This is a genomic window from Prosthecobacter fluviatilis, assembly GCF_042655725.1.
Taxonomy (GTDB): domain Bacteria; phylum Verrucomicrobiota; class Verrucomicrobiia; order Verrucomicrobiales; family Verrucomicrobiaceae; genus Prosthecobacter; species Prosthecobacter fluviatilis.
Window position 1 is genome coordinate 177,527 of record NZ_JBHSMQ010000008.1, and the last position, 14,963, is coordinate 192,489.

Consider the following 14,963-nt stretch of genomic DNA (forward strand, 5'->3'; position numbering starts at 1 on the left):
GGGCAGGATTGACCGTGCTACTGGTCTTATTCCACGCTGAGATCGGAGAAGAGAACGCACCAGTTCCACAGTGGGTAGGGCTGGCCTGCGCGGGTGCCGTAGGCTGGGTCGGTAAAGGTGAAGACGGAGCGTTCGTCATCGGAGTCGCGGAGGTTGCCGTAGCTGAAGGAGCGCATGGCCACGAGGTCCTGGCCGGGCTCGAAGGGTCTGCCGTCGCGGAGTTCTGCGGGGTCGTAGCTGAGAACGGCGGCGCCGTTTTCTTCGCGCACGGAGCGCACCGGGACGCGGGCGACGGGACCGGTGGTGGTGACGGCGAGGAAAGCGCCTTCGTTCATGAGCTGCTTGATGGGCTCTGTGAGACCGACGGAGATCAGGAGCTCGCCCGCACGCACTGAGGCTACTTTGCCAAGCGAACCGGCATACGGGTGGCCGTAGCTGAGGCGGCCGGTTTCACCTTCGGACAAGGGTGCGGCCAGACGGATGCGGACCTGAGCGGGGGCAACGACCTCAACTGAGGCGAGGGCAAGGGCGGCGCCGGTGCTGTCGTGCGCACGGAAGCCGGCCAGCGAGGTGAAGGTGCCGTTTGCGGCGATCTCCTGCCGTGGGAGGAAAGTGGTATCTAATACCAGAGGAGGACGGGGTACGGTGAAGCTGACGAGGATGGTGTCGCGCGTGGCTTCGAGAAATGCCTTTCGCGGGCGCAGCGGCTGCCAGTCCTCGCCGCGATCCAGCACGCGGTGCATGACCTTGCCCACCTGCTCGCCCCACCAGCGTTCGCCATCGGCGGAGAGATGGATGGGATCGCCATGGCGGCCGGGTTTGGTGCGGCTGTTGATGGCGCTGGGCACGGCGTAGTGGGGGCCGACCATGATGATGTTTTTATCGGCATCCGCGGCCATGAGCTGCGCCTCGCCTGCGGGGCCGAGGGTCTGGTAGGTAAAGAGGGGGAGTTCCGTTTTCTGTCCGGTGATAGCGCAGAGATCAGCCGACCACTGCCTGCGGTAGACGATGAGTTGATCGCGATACCAGACGAGGCCCTGCGCGCGTGGCAGTTCGGCATCCCAGCGGGTGGGGACGATGCCGCCGGTGGGGCCGCCGTTTCCCTCTCCCTGCATCCAGTAGAGTGCGGCGATGCGGAAGTCTGCGCCCGCAGCTTTGGCCTGCGCGACGGCGCGGCGTGCGTCGTCCAAACTGGTGCGGTAGTAGCCACCGCCGTGACGGCGGGACTCAGGCGTGCGGGCATCGGTGGAAAGGTCTGTGCTGGATAGTTCCTGAATCTGCCTGCCCCCCTGCCCTGCACAGGCGACGAGGAAGCGTGAGGCTGACTGCACGGCACGCGCCTTGTTGTTTTCAAATCGCAGCGACTGCCAGTGGTCGGCCATGCCATTGGCGATGGTTTCGCCGAGGCCGCCATTCTTCTGCGCGAGCAGTGGCACGAGCTGGAATGACTCTGGCGCACGCTGATCGGGAGCGGCAGGATGATCTGACGCGAGCCAGGTGCGCACGCCGCGCTGAAAGGCTCGATTTCCCCAGCCGGTGTCTGCGCTGGTGACGATGGGAAGGGACTCCGAGCCATCGCACAAGGACTGGCCCATCATCCAGATGCCGGAGATGGCGGGCGTGGAATCCACGGCGCCCGCAAGCCCGGTGAGTGCGAGGAGGAGGAGGATGCGGAGTGTCACGGCGTGAACTGGAAGGAGAAGACGTCGGCGTCCTTCATGGAGATGCGCAGGCGCAGCGGCTTTCCAGCGAGCTTGCTGACATCGGCGCCGGATTTCCACGCAACTTTGCGGTCGAGCTCATTGCCGATCTGCATGACGCAGTCCTCCAGGCCGAAACCGGGCACGGGTTTGCCGTCCACATCTTCGAGGCCGACCTTCACACCACCAGCGGCAGAGGTGGAGAAATTCAGGGAGAGCTCGCGTCCGGCAAAGACCACGGGCCGGGTGATGGCGTGGCCGCCTGCGTAGCCGCAATGCAGCGAGGCAAAGCCGTCCGTGCGCAGCGAGTAGCGGCGCATGTGCGCGGTGGGCTGGGCGTAGTCCTGATTTACAAAGACGGACATCTCATGCGGCCCGGTGGGGACCACATTGAGGGCGGGATAATTGGTGCGTGAGACCCAGTTTTGCGCGCCGATGCCGCCACGGATGAAGCCTTCCAAAAAGGTGCGGTCATAGATACCGGCATGCGCGGTGCCCTCCACCGGACGGGTGGTCATGAAGATGGCGTCGGAGGTGTCTTTGAAGTAATTGGGGTTCACCTTGATGGCGGCGGCCTGCTCGTCTGTGAGCACGCGGCGGCCCGGCATGAAGCGCGCGGCGATGGAGACATACAGATGCGGTGCGCGGAAATAGGGGTGCGTTTGATTGGTGTAGAGATGCTCGATGGGCGCCTGCATGGAGGGATGGCGATACTCCATGAGCACGGGCGCGGACCAGGTGCGGAAGTCGCTGCTCTCGCTGCGGACGATGCGGCGGATGCCGCCCTCAAAGACGCGGTAGTAGGCGACGTATCTGCCCTCGGCTGCGGACCAGAAAGGGACGTTCTGCGAATCGAACATGTACTTGTAGGGCACCATGGCCTTGGTGATCACGGGCTCGGCGGTGATCTTTTCCCAGCGCAGGCCGTCGGGAGATTTCCAGGCGGTGAGGCCGCCGCCCTCCATGGTGCCGCCGAAGGCCTTGAAGCGCTCGCCTTCCGGCACGCCGGGGCGCTGGTCGCGGAAGGGGCTGAAGTTGTGCGTGGCGGTGTGCGCCTTCATGAGCACGACGTTGTTTTTACGAGTGCCCATCACCTCATAGATGCCGAGCTCGGGCTTTGTCCAGGTGCGGCCATCGGCTGACTCCGCGACGCAGGTCAGCTCCTCCTCGCTGCCGTCCTTGTTGGCCACGGCCTTGCCGCGGTAGTAGGCGCGGAGGCGGCCATCGTCGAGTGTGACGAGGGTGGCGTAGCCGCTGAAGAGGCCTTCCCACGGAAGATCGAACTTGAAGGCCACGCCTTCATCGCGCGGAGTCTGGAGCTGCAGGTGCGTGCCGCTGAAGCTCTCGATCAAAAAGGAGTCTGCGAAGAGCTCGCGGCGGCCGCCGATCTGAGTGGGGGCATCGGCAGCGGCCAGAGAACTAGCCAGCAGGAGGGTGAAAAGGAGCTGTGGTTTCATGGTTGAGCTGGTTTCAAATGGTGAGAGAGGACTTCCTGCATGGTGGTGGCGGGCCGGCCATCCTGCGAATGGTGGACCTCGCATGACACGCCGAGAGTCTGCAGCGTGGCCTGGAGCATGAGCGCATGCAGCACGCTGTGGCTGGGGTCTGACTGCGGCTGGCCTTTGACGGGTGGCTTGTCGTCCTTGGTGTAAATGACGTATGCAGGCGGGTCATCCGCGCTGGCGTGAGCGATGGGCGACCAGCGGCGGATGTCTGCGAGGTGCTTTTCTCGATCGGCGAGGAAGAGCGGGAAGGTTTCCTTGCGTGACTTTGACAGCGGGTAGCCAAAGGCGTGCGCACCGTATTCGCTGTTGGGGATCCACTCGACGAGTTGCTGAGGATCGAAGGAGGCCTGCGGGGCTTTGGTGGCGGTGAAGAGGAGACGGGTGGATTCACGTGCGACGGGGTCGGCGCTCTGCGGCTCGGCCATGTCATCGTGCATAGCCAGCCAGAGAGAGGAGCAGCCGCCTGCGCTCACACCGCTGGCAGCGATGCGTATTTTGTCGAGGTGCCATGCGTCCGCCTTGGAGCGGAGAAACTGCAAAGCACGCGCGGCATCCTGCAAGGGCCATTGCAGAGGCGGGCTGACCTTGGCGGCATTGGCATCGGCGAGGAAGCGGTAATTGATGGAAGCGACGGAGATGCCGGCAGCGAGAAAGGCGCGGACGTCGAGATGCTGGTGGATGTCGGTCTTGTCCTGCGCATTCCAGCCACCGCCGTGGATGTAAAACACGACCGGGGTGGGTTTGGGAGACTGCGCTAGCCACACGTCCATGCTCTGGCGAAAGTGAGTGCCGTAGGGAAGATCGGTGAAGGTGGCGGGTGTGGCGTCGAGCTTGTCCGTGGCGTATTTTTCCCGCACCTCCGCAGGCGGCATCCAGCCGGTGGGGCGCTGCTCGTCGGGAGTGTAGGCGCAGGTGATGAAGTAAAGACCATGCGCGGGAAGCTTCTGTGGTGGCACGTTTACCTGCACCTGGGTGAAGCCATCGGCATGCCAGCTCTCGTAGCCGTCAGTGGCGTCTGTCTTTAACACGCTGCCATTGAGGCGGACTTCGATCTGCCGGGGCTCGCGATAGGGCAGGCGCAGGCGGAAGCCGATGCCGTGGGAGAAGGAGGCGTCGGTCGTGGCGGCGAGCAGTTGCTCGGGCGTCTGCTCCATGGCGATCTTGAGCTCGGGGCCTGCTTTGATGAAGCGCTCGATCCCGGCGGCGGAATCTCCCAGCAGAGGGCGGAAGTCATTGCGAGCGATGGCGTGCTTGGCGGCTGCGGTGGTGGCGACGACGAGGGTCTCGCGGCCCACGGTCTGCGGATAGAGAAAGCCGAGGGCGAAGTCGCTTTGCTGATTCCACAGCTCCACGCGGCTGGCGCGGCGCTCTGCGGCGGTGCTGCCATAAGCGGTGACGTAGTGGCCGACGAAGTGGCGCATGCGGTTCACGGGATAGCCGGGAGTGCGCTCATCGAGCCATACACCATTGCCGATGCGCATGAGGCCCTGCATGCGGGCCACGAGGCTCTGCTCCCAGGCCACCTCCTGCGTGAGCAGCATGGTGTGGTATCTGGCGTAGCCGTAGTGCGCGGAGTAAAACATGGGCATGCCGTGCCAGAGCTTGCGCCCGAGCGGGGCGAGCTCCGGGCCCCAGAAGGTGCGCTGGGCATCGGCCTCAAAGCGATCTGAGGGGAAACCGGCTGCGCGCCCGGCATCGATCATCGCCTCTGTCACGCGCCAGTCCCAGGGGCGCAGCGCATAATTGGAATACGCGCCGCCGGTGACCTCCGTCATGATCTGACCGTGATACATGCGGCGTGAGCCGAGTTGGGAGGGCGCGTATTCCTGAAGGCCGGTGCCGTGCAGATCGGCATGCACCTCGGGCTGGTATTCATCGATGACGGAAAGCACGGCGGTGAGCTCCGGTGCGTCCTCCTGCTGGGTGAGTGTGAGGGTCTTCACATCCCACAGCTTGCGGAGACGACCGCCGCCTGTGTAGGGGTCCACGCCATGCTCATTGCGGAAGCGGTCGGTGTAAAACATGGCCAGCGGATTCACGCAGGGCATAATGAGAATGATCTGCTTCTTTCGCGTCTCGACCGCGAGCGGATCATCGCCGAGGCACCACTCCGCGAAGGCCATGGCCCCGGTGGTGCCAGTGCGCTCCGGCCCACTGTGCAGGGTGGTGATGAGGCACACCTGCTTGTCGGTGGCAGGCACGGTGGTGTCGGTGATCTTGAGGAGATACACGGGCATGGTCTGCCCGCTCATGCCGCGTGATTCGAGCGACATGATCTTGGGAAACTTCTGCCGCCAGTGGGTCAGCGTGCCGACATACTCCTCCCAGGTGAGCCGGTGCATGGGTGCGTAGCTTTCCTGAGCGCCGAGCGGCACCAACGCTGCGAGCAGGCAGAAAAGAGCGAGGAGGTGCTTCATGCAGGAGGCGTTGCGGCCACAGCGGCTGCGTAGGCTGTTTTGAGATGGGGGTCGGTCTGCGTGTGGCTGCCGCGATAGACGAGCAGGAGCCCGAGGCGTGAGTGGTCGGTCGTGTTTGGCGCGGAGTGGTGGATGGTCTCGCAGTGATGGATGGTGGCGTCTCCGGGAGCGAGGAGGCCGCAGAATTGCTCGCTGAGCGGCACCTCGGATGGCTGCGCCATGCCGATGCTGTTTCCACGCACACCGCTGGGCCGGGTGGGCTGCATGCCGCCGTGATGCGAGCCTTTGACAAAGAAGACGGGGCCATTGGCCTCCGTCACCGCATCGATGGCGATCCACACGGTGAGCATGTCCGGCGGACTCTGGCAGAAATAGGCGTTGTCCTGGTGATAGGGCACGCCGGAGCCGATGCGCGCAGGCTTGTTGAAAGTCTCCACTCCGACGAGCACGGGCTGCCCATGCAGCAAAGGGCCTACGAGCGCGAGGATGTCTGCGCGCTCGCCGAGATGGCGGAACCAATCGTTGTATTTTTCCAGACGCCAGAGGTTGCGCACGGTCTTTTCGTCTTTCTCGAAGGTGCGTGCATCCACCGGAAGCGAGGCGAGGTCATCGCGGAGGTAGCGCTCCAGCTCGGCACGCACGGCGGCGACTTCAGCGGCATTGAGAAACTCATGGATCAGCACGACGCCATCGCGTTCGTAGTCGCCGAGGATTTTGCTGCTGACGTTCATGTGATCAAGATGTGCGCTTGTTTCACTGCCTTACTGTTTTTTGCCAAGCAGCTGCTGCATGGCGCCGGTGAGCACCTGCTCGACCTCGGGGGCGACATTGGAGGAAGTGGGACCGGTTTCGTAGCCACCCTCGGGATAGGCGGCGGCAGTGCCGATGTAGCCGGGGCCGTAGTCGCCGTAGGCGGCCATCATGACGTGGAGGTCCGGGCGCATGGCCTTGGCGGCGAGCTGGTATTCGACAAAGAGCTCGCCGGGCAGATGAAGCATGCGCGTGTCTCCGACCTGGAGGCAGGTGATGTCGATCTGATGACCGGCCTTGCTGCGGCGCACAAAGGCGAGCTGGTCGGCAAAGGAGATGTAGCCCTTGGCGGCGGTGGATTTGAGCTGGGTGACGAGGTCCTCCTCGTTCAGGCGTGGGGAGAGCGGCAGTTTCACCGGCACACTGCCCCAGCCGATTTCCGCGCTGGTGAGCGGCTGCTTCACAGTCTTGTCGTAGGCCTCGCGCATGCCTGCTGCGAGGCGTGTGGCGAGGATGACGCGATTAGCCTGAGCGCCGTCGTTGTACTTGCCCGCAGCCACGTTGCCACCAGCGCCATTGAAGTGAACGTGCAGTGCGGCATTCACATCCTGGCCGCGAATGAAGCGTGCAATGCCGGGGAAATCCGGGCTGGGAATGCCGAGGCGGTAGTAGCTCTGCGGATGGCAGGCGTAGCTGGTGAGCACCGCCACGGGTTTGTCTCCATTCCAAAAGCTGAGCACGGAGACGAGGGGATCGATGAGTCCTTCCGGCAGGGAGATGAGGCCTTCGATTTTGCAGGCGCTGCCACGCATGCGACCCACGCGTCCATCGGCAAGACGCTCGACGCGGCGGTTGGAGGCGACCTCCTTCACCACGGCCTCGCCGTAGCCGTAGTGGCTGATGGGCTGGGCATTGGGCAATGCCGCGCGGATGGCATCTGCCGCGCGCTGGATGACCTGACGGTGAAAGGCGCCGTCAAAGCGAGTGTAGCCCTGCACGCCGAGTTCCTGGATGATCTTCTCCGCCGTGAAGTCGCAGCCGGGGGCATCGTGCTGATGCAGGGCATGCACGGCCACGCGGCCCGGCACGGTGCCAGCAGCCTCGGCCAGCGCGGTGCGAAAGGCATCGTGCCCTTCATTGGCGATGCCGATCCAGTCCACCGCGCAGAGCACGACGGGTTGCGCGGAGCCGAGGATGACGATGCCACGGCAGCGCAGCGTGAGCTCGTCCACGCGCTTGACCGGATCGTAGGCCATGGCGGAGCCGAGCGGCGGCGTGGCGTCCACGTCAAAGGTAGCCACACGCACCGTCTCGGCGGCGCGTGCGGACAGCCCCAGGCAGAGGGGTGAAAGGAACAATGCGAGAAGGAGCAGGGCTTTCATGAGCGGAAGATGAGAGGTGAAATGTGAGCTCAGCGTGGCGTGGCGGCCTTTACATCACCGAGACCGGTGAACATTTCTTTCCGTGTCTCATTGAAAAGATGCAGGCCGTCCGCACCCGCAGCATACACTTTGGCGGCACGGGACTCGTACTGCTCGCGGGTAAGGTGCTCGCTGGGCGGCGGCTTGAGCTTGCCTGCGGCGATGAGGCGATCCTCCTCGGCTGTGCGGTCGTGGCCTTTGGTGATGGCCTCTTCTCCAAACAGCACCGCGCAGCCGCTGCCTTTCGCCATCTGCACAAAGGGGGCGATGTCAAAGTCGTAACCACCGAGGCCATACTGACCGACCACGAGGTAGTCGAGCAGCCCGTCCTTGAGCCAGGTGCTGACGTCGCAGCCCCAGGTGGGGTATTTCTGCCAGTCGATGCGCACGGAGAGGCCGAGGTGTTTATTCTTCGCCCTGCCTGCCTCATCGAGAATCCGGCGCACCTCGCGCACAAACTGCGTCATGACCTCGTAGCGCAGCGGCACCCAGCGCGGATCATCCTGGCCCACGGTGGCGGCTTCGACGCCGTATCTGGCCTTGAAGGCATCGGCCATGGGCTTCTCAAAGCCGAAGAAAACGGGATGGCGCTGGAAGTCGAGATTGATGCCGTCGATGTCCTGCTGCACGGCCTCGTGGAGGATGCCCAGCTTGAACTCGCGCACCTCGGGAAAGGCAAAGGAGAAGCGGTAGCCGGTCTTGCCCTTGGCATCGATGATGCGCAGCTCGGGGTGCTGCCACCAGAAAGTGCTGTTGGCGTATTTGGGAAAGCTGCCCTGCCACATGTTTTCGGGGTAGTCGCCATTCATGCGGAGCGAGGCATAGCAGGCCAGCCCGGCCTCGTGGCAGGCGTCTGTCACGATCTTGAGCGTGTTTTCGCCGCCATCGGCCATGCGCTTGAGGGTTTCATGCGCCAGCTTGTCGCCCCGGCGTGGAAAGTCCGTCATGCCGGCGCCGATCAGCTCCGTAACCTTGCTGGGGTAGTTGGCGCGGCTGCCCGCGATGATGCACCACTCCATCACGGCCACCTGCGTGTCCTTGTAGGCGAGCATGGTTTTTTTCAGATCCTCCGCCGTCTTGTAGCGGCCGCTGTGAAAGGCGCTGAAGCCATCGTCATTCACCACGAGTAGCTTGGTGCCGTGGTGTGGCCTGGGCGGCTCGGCGGCAAAGAGCAGCGGGGCGGCCAGGGCGAGGAGCAGAAGATGGCCTTTCATGGCATCAGTAGGTCTTTCCAGCGGGAATAGCGGAGTGGCCGGAGATCTCGCTGAGCACGCTGTCAAATTGTGCGGCGCAGTCGCTCAGGTGCGCATGCAGTGCGCCGAACTCGCTGCCCAGCACGACAAACTGCGCGCCCAGCTCGATGATGGTTTTGGCATCGGCCGCACTGCCTACGGGGCGGCCCCAGGTTTTGCCATGCTTGCGGCAGGCGGCGGAGATTTTCCTCTGCACGTCCATCATCACGGGATCGCTCACGGCGGGCGTGCAGCCGAGGCGCAGGGACATGTCGCCAGGGCCGAGGAAGAGGACCTCGACACCGGGCACGGCGGCGATCTCATCCACCTGAGCGAGGGCATCGGGGGTTTCGATCTGCGCGACGAGGAAGGTCTCGCGGTTGGCGGCGTCGGTATAGTCGTCGGGCTTGCCGATCCAGTAGCTGGCATCGCGACCGCCGCCGCAGAAGCCGCGATCTCCCAGCGGTGGAAACTTCATGGCGGTGACGAGCGCGCGAGCCTCGGCCGCGCTGCCCACGTGGGGGATCATGAGGCCGGAGGCGCCGTCTTCCAGCAGGCGGTAGAGGCCGTTTTTCTCCTTGGTCTGCGCACGCCAGACGCAGTCGATGTCCGCCGCGTGATGGCGGCCCAGCATGGTTTCGGCCTCGCGCGGGTCCCAGACGCGGTGCTCGGCGTCCAGCCAGATGCCGTCGTATTTGAAATGGGCGGCGATGGCCGGAAAGAAGGCGATGGGCGAACCGGTGCAGCAGATGCGGGCCACCTGGCCGGAGCGGATTTTGGCGAGGACTTTGGAGCGTCTCATAAAATGGGAAATCAGGGTTTTTGCTGTGCGAGCCAGGTGGAGAGAAGGTCGAGAAGTGGCGAGGCATCACCGCTGCAGCGTGTGATCATCGAAAGATCCTGCGCCTTGATGAGGCGCTGAGCGAATGCCTCGTGGCGGCTTTCCTCCTTGCTGAGCACCGGCTTTGCCGCCGAAGGCAGCGCCACCATCACGTCCCACTGCTGCGGGCCAAAGCTGAGCGACCAGTTCATGACCCAGGAGTAATCGTGATGAAACTGCTGCTGATCCTTCAGCGGAAGCTCAGCGGGCAGGGCGATGAGCACCAGATCCGGCTTCATGCTGCGCACCTTGCGCGCAGAGACCTCAAGCTGCGCGAGCGTCTGGCCTGCGACGGGCCAGGGCGTGACTGTGACCACGGCTGCGGAATAGAGGCGCTGCAACGCCGGTGCGATGACCTCGTAATAAGGCGGCATGGCGAACACATTCACGGGCTGTCCAGCCTTGAGCTTTGCGAAGATGTGCGGGAGCACAGGCGTGGGCGGGCCAACCTCACGCAGTGAAACCGTCTTTCCGACGATGGCCTGCGCGAGAGTTTCGGCAAACAGCTTGTGACCGGCCATGTTGGGATGAATCGTGTCGCTGAGGAGCAGATTCCATTCGGCGGCATCGGCTGCATGCACCGACTCAAAGGCGGCGAAGCAGTCGGCCACGGGCAGCGCCACGTCTTTGGCCACATCGCGGATGGCCTGGGTAAACTCGGCGAGGCGGGCGCGCGGACGCTGCGGAGTCTCGACGACAGAGTTCTGCGTGCAAAGAAGCACCTCGGCACCGCCTGCTCGGCAGCGCGCGATCATCTCGCGCAGGTTCTTTTTAAATACGTCCACCGGCGTGCCCACCAGATCGTTCATGCCAAACATGATCGTCACGAGGTGCGGCTTGCGGGAAAGGACATCGCGGTCAAGGCGCTTGAGGCCGCCGGTGGTGGTGTCTCCGCTGATGCCGGCATTGTGCACGCTGAGCTTTGCCTGCGGGTAGAGCTGGTGCAGCGCGAGCTGGAGCATTTCAGGATACGCGCGGCGGCCACCGCTGTGATAATAGACCCCGGTGATGCTGTCGCCGATGCAGACGATACGCACGGGCTCCTCTCCTGCGGCGAGGAGCGCCGCCGTTTTCAGCGGTGCCGCCGTCAGCAGACTGGCGCAGAAGCACAGGAGGAGAATAAGCGTGCGCATGGGCGTGTCAGGGTTGCTTGAGCCAGTCGCGCGTGATGCGGCGGATGCGCAGGCGATTCAGAGCACCCACCTTGCTGTCGCCTGCGCAGTAGCCGATAAGCATGGCATCGCCCACGAAGTGGATGGCGGTGTAGTGGTAGAGACCGTCGGGATCATTCTCGATGAGCTTGCGCTTGGGCCAGGTCTTGCCGCCGTCGCTTGAGATGGCCGCGACGTAGGGATTGCGCTTCTTGGGCGGGAACGGGAACATGCCGGAGTGATCGTTGTAAATGGCGAGCAGATCGCTGCTGCCAGGCAGGCGCTTGATGCTGGCGGGGCCGTTGGGAGATTTCATCTCGGTGGGCAAGGGCGGGGAGAAGGTCTTGCCCGCATCGGTGGAGTAGAAGCCGTACTGCGCGCCCTGATCCGTGCGGCACCATGAGAAGAGGCCGCCGTCTGCCAGCTCCACGACACCGGGCTCCTGCAGGCCGCTGCCGCTGCGCACCGGCATGGCCCACCAGCTTGAAGACTCCGTCCAGGTGCTGCCTTCATCATCGGAATAGATCCACATGGCGATGGCGCGTGAGTCCCAGGACTTGCTGCTCTCCGGGTCCGTGCCGCGTGAGCGGTGAAACGCCAGCGGAATGACAATGCGGCCCTTGCTGGTCTGGATGACGCGGTCGTTGTTCATCACGAAATAACCCGGTGCCTGCAGCACGAGCTTGGGCTCGCTCCAGGTCTCGCCTTCATCGGTGGAGATGCGCATGTGCGGGCGGCAGTCGATCCAGCTGTTTTTGATGCAGTAAAACATGGCCAGCTTGCCGCTGGCGAGGCGCAGCAGGGAGACGCTCATCACGTTGTCGCCGCCGGTGTTTTCCACCACGGTCACAGGCTGGCTCCAGGTGCGGCCCTGGTCGTCTGAATGAATGCGCACGATGCGGGCGGGGCTCTCATCTCCAGCGCCGCCGTAGAAGTGCGAATAGCAGAAGATGATGCGGCCCGAGGCCAGCGTGGCAAAGGAGCCTTCCGAGTTGCGCGGGTTCTCCTTGGTGGGATCGAGATTGAGCGTGATGGTGCTTTCCGCATGCGCCATGCAGGCCATGACGAGAAGGCAGAGGGCAATGAGTTTCATGATGCGTGCTTGGGTTTACCACTCGCCCTGGCGGGAGAACTGGCTTTTCACATTGGCGCTGAACTGGGTGATGCTGGCTTCGAGATTGGCGACGAGTTCGTCTGTGCTTTGACCTGCTCCATTGCGGGCTGCGGGGATGACGGTGGCGCATTCATTGGCATCCATGAAGCGGGCGGCTTCGAGCAGCTTTGGCTGATCCTCCGGCGGGATGGCCATGAAGCCGTGCTTGTCAGCATGGATCAGATCATCCGGCTTCACCGTGCGACCAAAGACCTCGACTTCACAGCCCCAGCGCACGGGGTGCACAAAGGCATGCCCCACACAAAGACGACGGGCGAGGGCCTTGAATCCCGCATTGGTCATTTCATCCAGATCACGAATGGCACCATCTGTGATGGTGCCCACGCAGCCGAGTGCGCGGAACATGTTGGCGCTCACCTCCCCCCAGGCGGAGCCGAGCACGCGGGGCTTGTCGAGATCCTGCACGACGATGATTTTCGGTCCCGGCACACTGGCGATGTAGCGACGAAACTCCGCCCCGGCGTTTGGGTTCGTCTGACGATGCGCGGCATTGGAGGGCTCGATCACCAAAGTGACGGCGTAGCCCACCATGGGCCCCATCTGCGGCATGAAGTCACGGGTTTCCTCGATGTTGAAGGCGTCTGCGCCCGCATTATGCCGGGTGATCTGCTCCCACCCGTTGTAAATGGTGGGCGTGTTCCAGCGTTTGAGCTGAAGCAGGTCGCTGTGTGTAAGGTGGCGCGAGCTTGAGGACATGGGAATAAAACAGGCTGTTGAAACGATTTGTCACAACGGCTTGCTTCTGGTCTGTTGTCCAAACCAGATGAAGCCGACGACCTCCTCCAGCCCCCGACTGCCGCAGCGCATCTCGCTGGTCAGCCTGACAGCGCAGAGCCTGCGTGAATCCATGCAGGCCGGGCACTGGCATGGATATCTGCCCGGTGAGCGCGAGCTCTGTGCACGCCTGCAGGTGAGCCGACACACCCTGCGCGCAGCGCTGCATGAACTGGAGCGCGACGGCTTTCTTGAAGTGTCTGACAGGCAACGACGGCGGATCAAGACCGCCGTAAAACCGCAGAAGAAGACGGCATCGCGCGTGATCGCGCTCATCTCTCCGCGCCCGCTGCTGGAGATGTCCCCCTCCACCGTGGTGATGGTGGATGATCTCCGAGACCAGCTGTCCCGGGTGGGGTTCAGCTTTGAGATTCACGTGAGCACCGCGTGCTTCACCTCCAAACCGGCGCGCGCGCTCGAGTCCCTGACCACTCGGTCCCCTGCGGCGGCTTGGCTGGTCTTTGGCTCGCTGGAGCCGGTGCAGAGCTGGTTTATGCGCCGCCAGCTTCCCTGCCTCGTGGTGGGCTCATGCGCGCCGGAGATCCGGCTGCCGTCCATAGACACCGACTACCGTGCGCTGTGCCGCCATGCAGGCGGCATGCTGTGCGGCAAAGGCCACCGTCATATCGCCTTTGTGCGCCCCCTGGGAGACTACGGCGGTGACGTGCAAAGCGAGCAAGGGCTGCGAGAGGCCTTGGGCGGCAGCCATGTGCCGACGCTTCAGGTGATATCCCATGACGGCACGGCAGCCCATCTCTGCTCCCTTCTGGACAAGGCGCTGCGCTCACCCCGCCCCCCCACGGCCTACGTGGTCGCACGGGCGATGCATGTGCTCACGGTGCTGATGTTTCTCATGCAGCACGGCAAGCGCATCCCGCAGGATGTGGCGGTGATCTCGCGCGATGACGAAACCTTCCTCCAGCACACCGTGCCGCCCATCACCCGCTATGCCTCAAACACCGGGCAGTTTGCCCGCAGTGTGTGCAAAGCCGCACGCCAGCTTGCCGAAGCCGGCTCACTGCCGCCGAAAGCCATGCGGCTGATGCCGAAGCTGATACGCGGCGAGACGCTGTGAGAAAGAAGGCGATGCAGAATGACCGGCGCGCAATGGGCACGACACAGCACATGGGTCACCACGAGGTCCAGCCGCCATCCACGGCCAGATTCTGACCCGTGATGAATGAGGAGGCATCGCTAAGGAGAAAAGTCACGGCGCCGGCGATCTCCGCCGCCTGCCCCACACGGCCCAGCGGGACTTTTTGGGCAAGGCGCTGCACGAAGTCCGGCTGCTGCACCTGGATGGAAGGATTGGGGAAAGGACCTGGAGAAATGCTGTTGCAGCGGACACCCTGGCGCCCCCAGTGCACGGCCAGGTAACGCGCCAACTGCTGCACGCCGGCCTTTCCCACACCATACTCCACGGGGTTGGGATTCATCGGCACGGCATAGACGGCGGGATCTGGCGAGACGCTGCCATACATGCTGGAAAAGAGGACGACGCTGCCCCTGCCCTGCTCCGCCATGCGCCGGCCCACGGCCCGCGCGAGGGTGAAGGTGGCGGTGAGGTTGCCGTGATTGGCCGTGTCAAAATCCTCGGCGGTGAGATCGTCAAAGCGTTTGGCTGTCGAGGCGTAGGTCATCACCACCAGGCCCTGCGGCACGCCGCAGGCGGCGATGCGGGCATCCACAAAAGCCTCCACTGCGGCAGTGTCCGCCACATTCAGAGATGCGGCTGCCACCTCCGACGGCAAGCTTTTGGCAGCCACCATTTCCTCCGCCCGCCCAGGCAGGTCCACACAGAGCACGCGTGCCCGCAGCTGCGCCAGCTGGGCCACCACCGCCGCGCCGAGATAGCCAGCGCCGCCGAAGACCCAGATGGAACGCTCATTGAGATCGAACGGATGAGAAGGAGACATAAGGCATAACATGGGCAGCCCATGCCACCTGGCTCAAGGCTGC

12 protein-coding genes are annotated in these 14,963 nt (G+C 63.8%); 1 reads left to right on the forward strand and 11 read right to left on the reverse strand.

Annotated features, from left to right (window positions below; translation table 11 throughout):
• Positions 1 to 26: 26 nt before the first annotated feature.
• The 10 genes from ACFQDI_RS19685 to ACFQDI_RS19730 are packed head-to-tail and all read right to left on the reverse strand — an operon-like array spanning position 27 to position 12,926.
• Positions 27 to 1,682, reverse strand: a complete 1,656-nt coding sequence (locus ACFQDI_RS19685; protein ID WP_377170041.1) for a phosphate ABC transporter substrate-binding protein — start codon at positions 1,680 to 1,682, stop codon at positions 27 to 29.
• The gene (locus ACFQDI_RS19690) at positions 1,679 to 3,157 is read right to left on the reverse strand and encodes a glycoside hydrolase family 32 protein (protein ID WP_377170043.1); all 1,479 of its coding nucleotides are present in this window, start codon (positions 3,155 to 3,157) and stop codon (positions 1,679 to 1,681) included. The genes ACFQDI_RS19685 and ACFQDI_RS19690 overlap by 4 nt, the downstream gene beginning before the upstream one ends.
• Complete coding sequence (locus ACFQDI_RS19695; protein ID WP_377170046.1) at positions 3,154 to 5,622, reverse strand: alpha/beta hydrolase fold domain-containing protein; 2,469 nt, start codon at positions 5,620 to 5,622, stop codon at positions 3,154 to 3,156. Before ACFQDI_RS19695 ends, ACFQDI_RS19690 begins: the two co-directional genes overlap by 4 nt.
• A complete protein-coding gene (locus ACFQDI_RS19700) occupies positions 5,619 to 6,353 on the reverse strand; it encodes a phytanoyl-CoA dioxygenase family protein (protein ID WP_377170048.1) in 735 nt (244 codons plus the stop codon). Before ACFQDI_RS19700 ends, ACFQDI_RS19695 begins: the two co-directional genes overlap by 4 nt.
• A 30-nt stretch (positions 6,354 to 6,383) precedes the next feature.
• Complete coding sequence (locus tag ACFQDI_RS19705; protein WP_377170050.1) at positions 6,384 to 7,754, reverse strand: hypothetical protein; 1,371 nt, start codon at positions 7,752 to 7,754, stop codon at positions 6,384 to 6,386.
• A 29-nt stretch (positions 7,755 to 7,783) separates the two neighbouring features.
• Entirely contained in the window at positions 7,784 to 9,007 is a 1,224-nt protein-coding gene (locus ACFQDI_RS19710; protein WP_377170052.1) for a family 10 glycosylhydrolase, read from the reverse strand.
• Between the two features lie 4 nt (positions 9,008 to 9,011).
• Positions 9,012 to 9,827, reverse strand: a complete 816-nt coding sequence (locus tag ACFQDI_RS19715) for an HpcH/HpaI aldolase family protein (RefSeq protein ID WP_377170054.1) — start codon at positions 9,825 to 9,827, stop codon at positions 9,012 to 9,014.
• A gap of 11 nt (positions 9,828 to 9,838) precedes the next feature.
• A complete protein-coding gene (locus ACFQDI_RS19720; protein ID WP_377170056.1) occupies positions 9,839 to 11,038 on the reverse strand; it encodes an SGNH/GDSL hydrolase family protein in 1,200 nt (399 codons plus the stop codon).
• Between the two features lie 7 nt (positions 11,039 to 11,045).
• On the reverse strand, positions 11,046 to 12,149 hold the full coding sequence (locus ACFQDI_RS19725; RefSeq protein ID WP_377170058.1) for a sialidase family protein: 1,104 nt from the start codon (positions 12,147 to 12,149) through the stop codon (positions 11,046 to 11,048).
• Between the two features lie 15 nt (positions 12,150 to 12,164).
• Complete coding sequence (locus ACFQDI_RS19730; protein ID WP_377170060.1) at positions 12,165 to 12,926, reverse strand: RraA family protein; 762 nt, start codon at positions 12,924 to 12,926, stop codon at positions 12,165 to 12,167.
• A 67-nt stretch (positions 12,927 to 12,993) separates the two neighbouring features.
• Here ACFQDI_RS19730 and ACFQDI_RS19735 point away from each other — a divergent pair, with 67 nt between their 5' ends.
• Positions 12,994 to 14,079 (forward strand): substrate-binding domain-containing protein, encoded by a 1,086-nt coding sequence (locus tag ACFQDI_RS19735; RefSeq protein WP_377170062.1) that lies wholly within the window; start codon positions 12,994 to 12,996, stop codon positions 14,077 to 14,079.
• Between the two features lie 55 nt (positions 14,080 to 14,134).
• On the opposite strand, the gene ACFQDI_RS19740 is transcribed toward ACFQDI_RS19735, so the two are convergent.
• The gene (locus ACFQDI_RS19740) at positions 14,135 to 14,920 is read right to left on the reverse strand and encodes an SDR family oxidoreductase (RefSeq protein WP_377170064.1); all 786 of its coding nucleotides are present in this window, start codon (positions 14,918 to 14,920) and stop codon (positions 14,135 to 14,137) included.
• Positions 14,921 to 14,963: the final 43 nt, after the last annotated feature.

Excerpts from the sequence above, each read along its gene's own strand:
- ACFQDI_RS19710 (WP_377170052.1), bottom strand. The coding sequence starts at position 9,007 with ATGAAAGGCCATCTTCTGCTCCTCGCCCTGGCCGCCCCGCTGCTCTTT.
- ACFQDI_RS19740 (WP_377170064.1), bottom strand. The coding sequence starts at position 14,920 with ATGTCTCCTTCTCATCCGTTCGATCTCAATGAGCGTTCCATCTGGGTC.
- ACFQDI_RS19730 (WP_377170060.1), bottom strand. The coding sequence starts at position 12,926 with ATGTCCTCAAGCTCGCGCCACCTTACACACAGCGACCTGCTTCAGCTC.
- ACFQDI_RS19705 (WP_377170050.1), bottom strand. The coding sequence starts at position 7,754 with ATGAAAGCCCTGCTCCTTCTCGCATTGTTCCTTTCACCCCTCTGCCTG.
- ACFQDI_RS19720 (WP_377170056.1), bottom strand. The coding sequence starts at position 11,038 with ATGCGCACGCTTATTCTCCTCCTGTGCTTCTGCGCCAGTCTGCTGACG.
- ACFQDI_RS19715 (WP_377170054.1), bottom strand. The coding sequence starts at position 9,827 with ATGAGACGCTCCAAAGTCCTCGCCAAAATCCGCTCCGGCCAGGTGGCC.
- ACFQDI_RS19735 (WP_377170062.1), top strand. The coding sequence starts at position 12,994 with ATGAAGCCGACGACCTCCTCCAGCCCCCGACTGCCGCAGCGCATCTCG.
- ACFQDI_RS19725 (WP_377170058.1), bottom strand. The coding sequence starts at position 12,149 with ATGAAACTCATTGCCCTCTGCCTTCTCGTCATGGCCTGCATGGCGCAT.
- ACFQDI_RS19695 (WP_377170046.1), bottom strand. The coding sequence starts at position 5,622 with ATGAAGCACCTCCTCGCTCTTTTCTGCCTGCTCGCAGCGTTGGTGCCG.
- ACFQDI_RS19700 (WP_377170048.1), bottom strand. The coding sequence starts at position 6,353 with ATGAACGTCAGCAGCAAAATCCTCGGCGACTACGAACGCGATGGCGTC.
- ACFQDI_RS19690 (WP_377170043.1), bottom strand. The coding sequence starts at position 3,157 with ATGAAACCACAGCTCCTTTTCACCCTCCTGCTGGCTAGTTCTCTGGCC.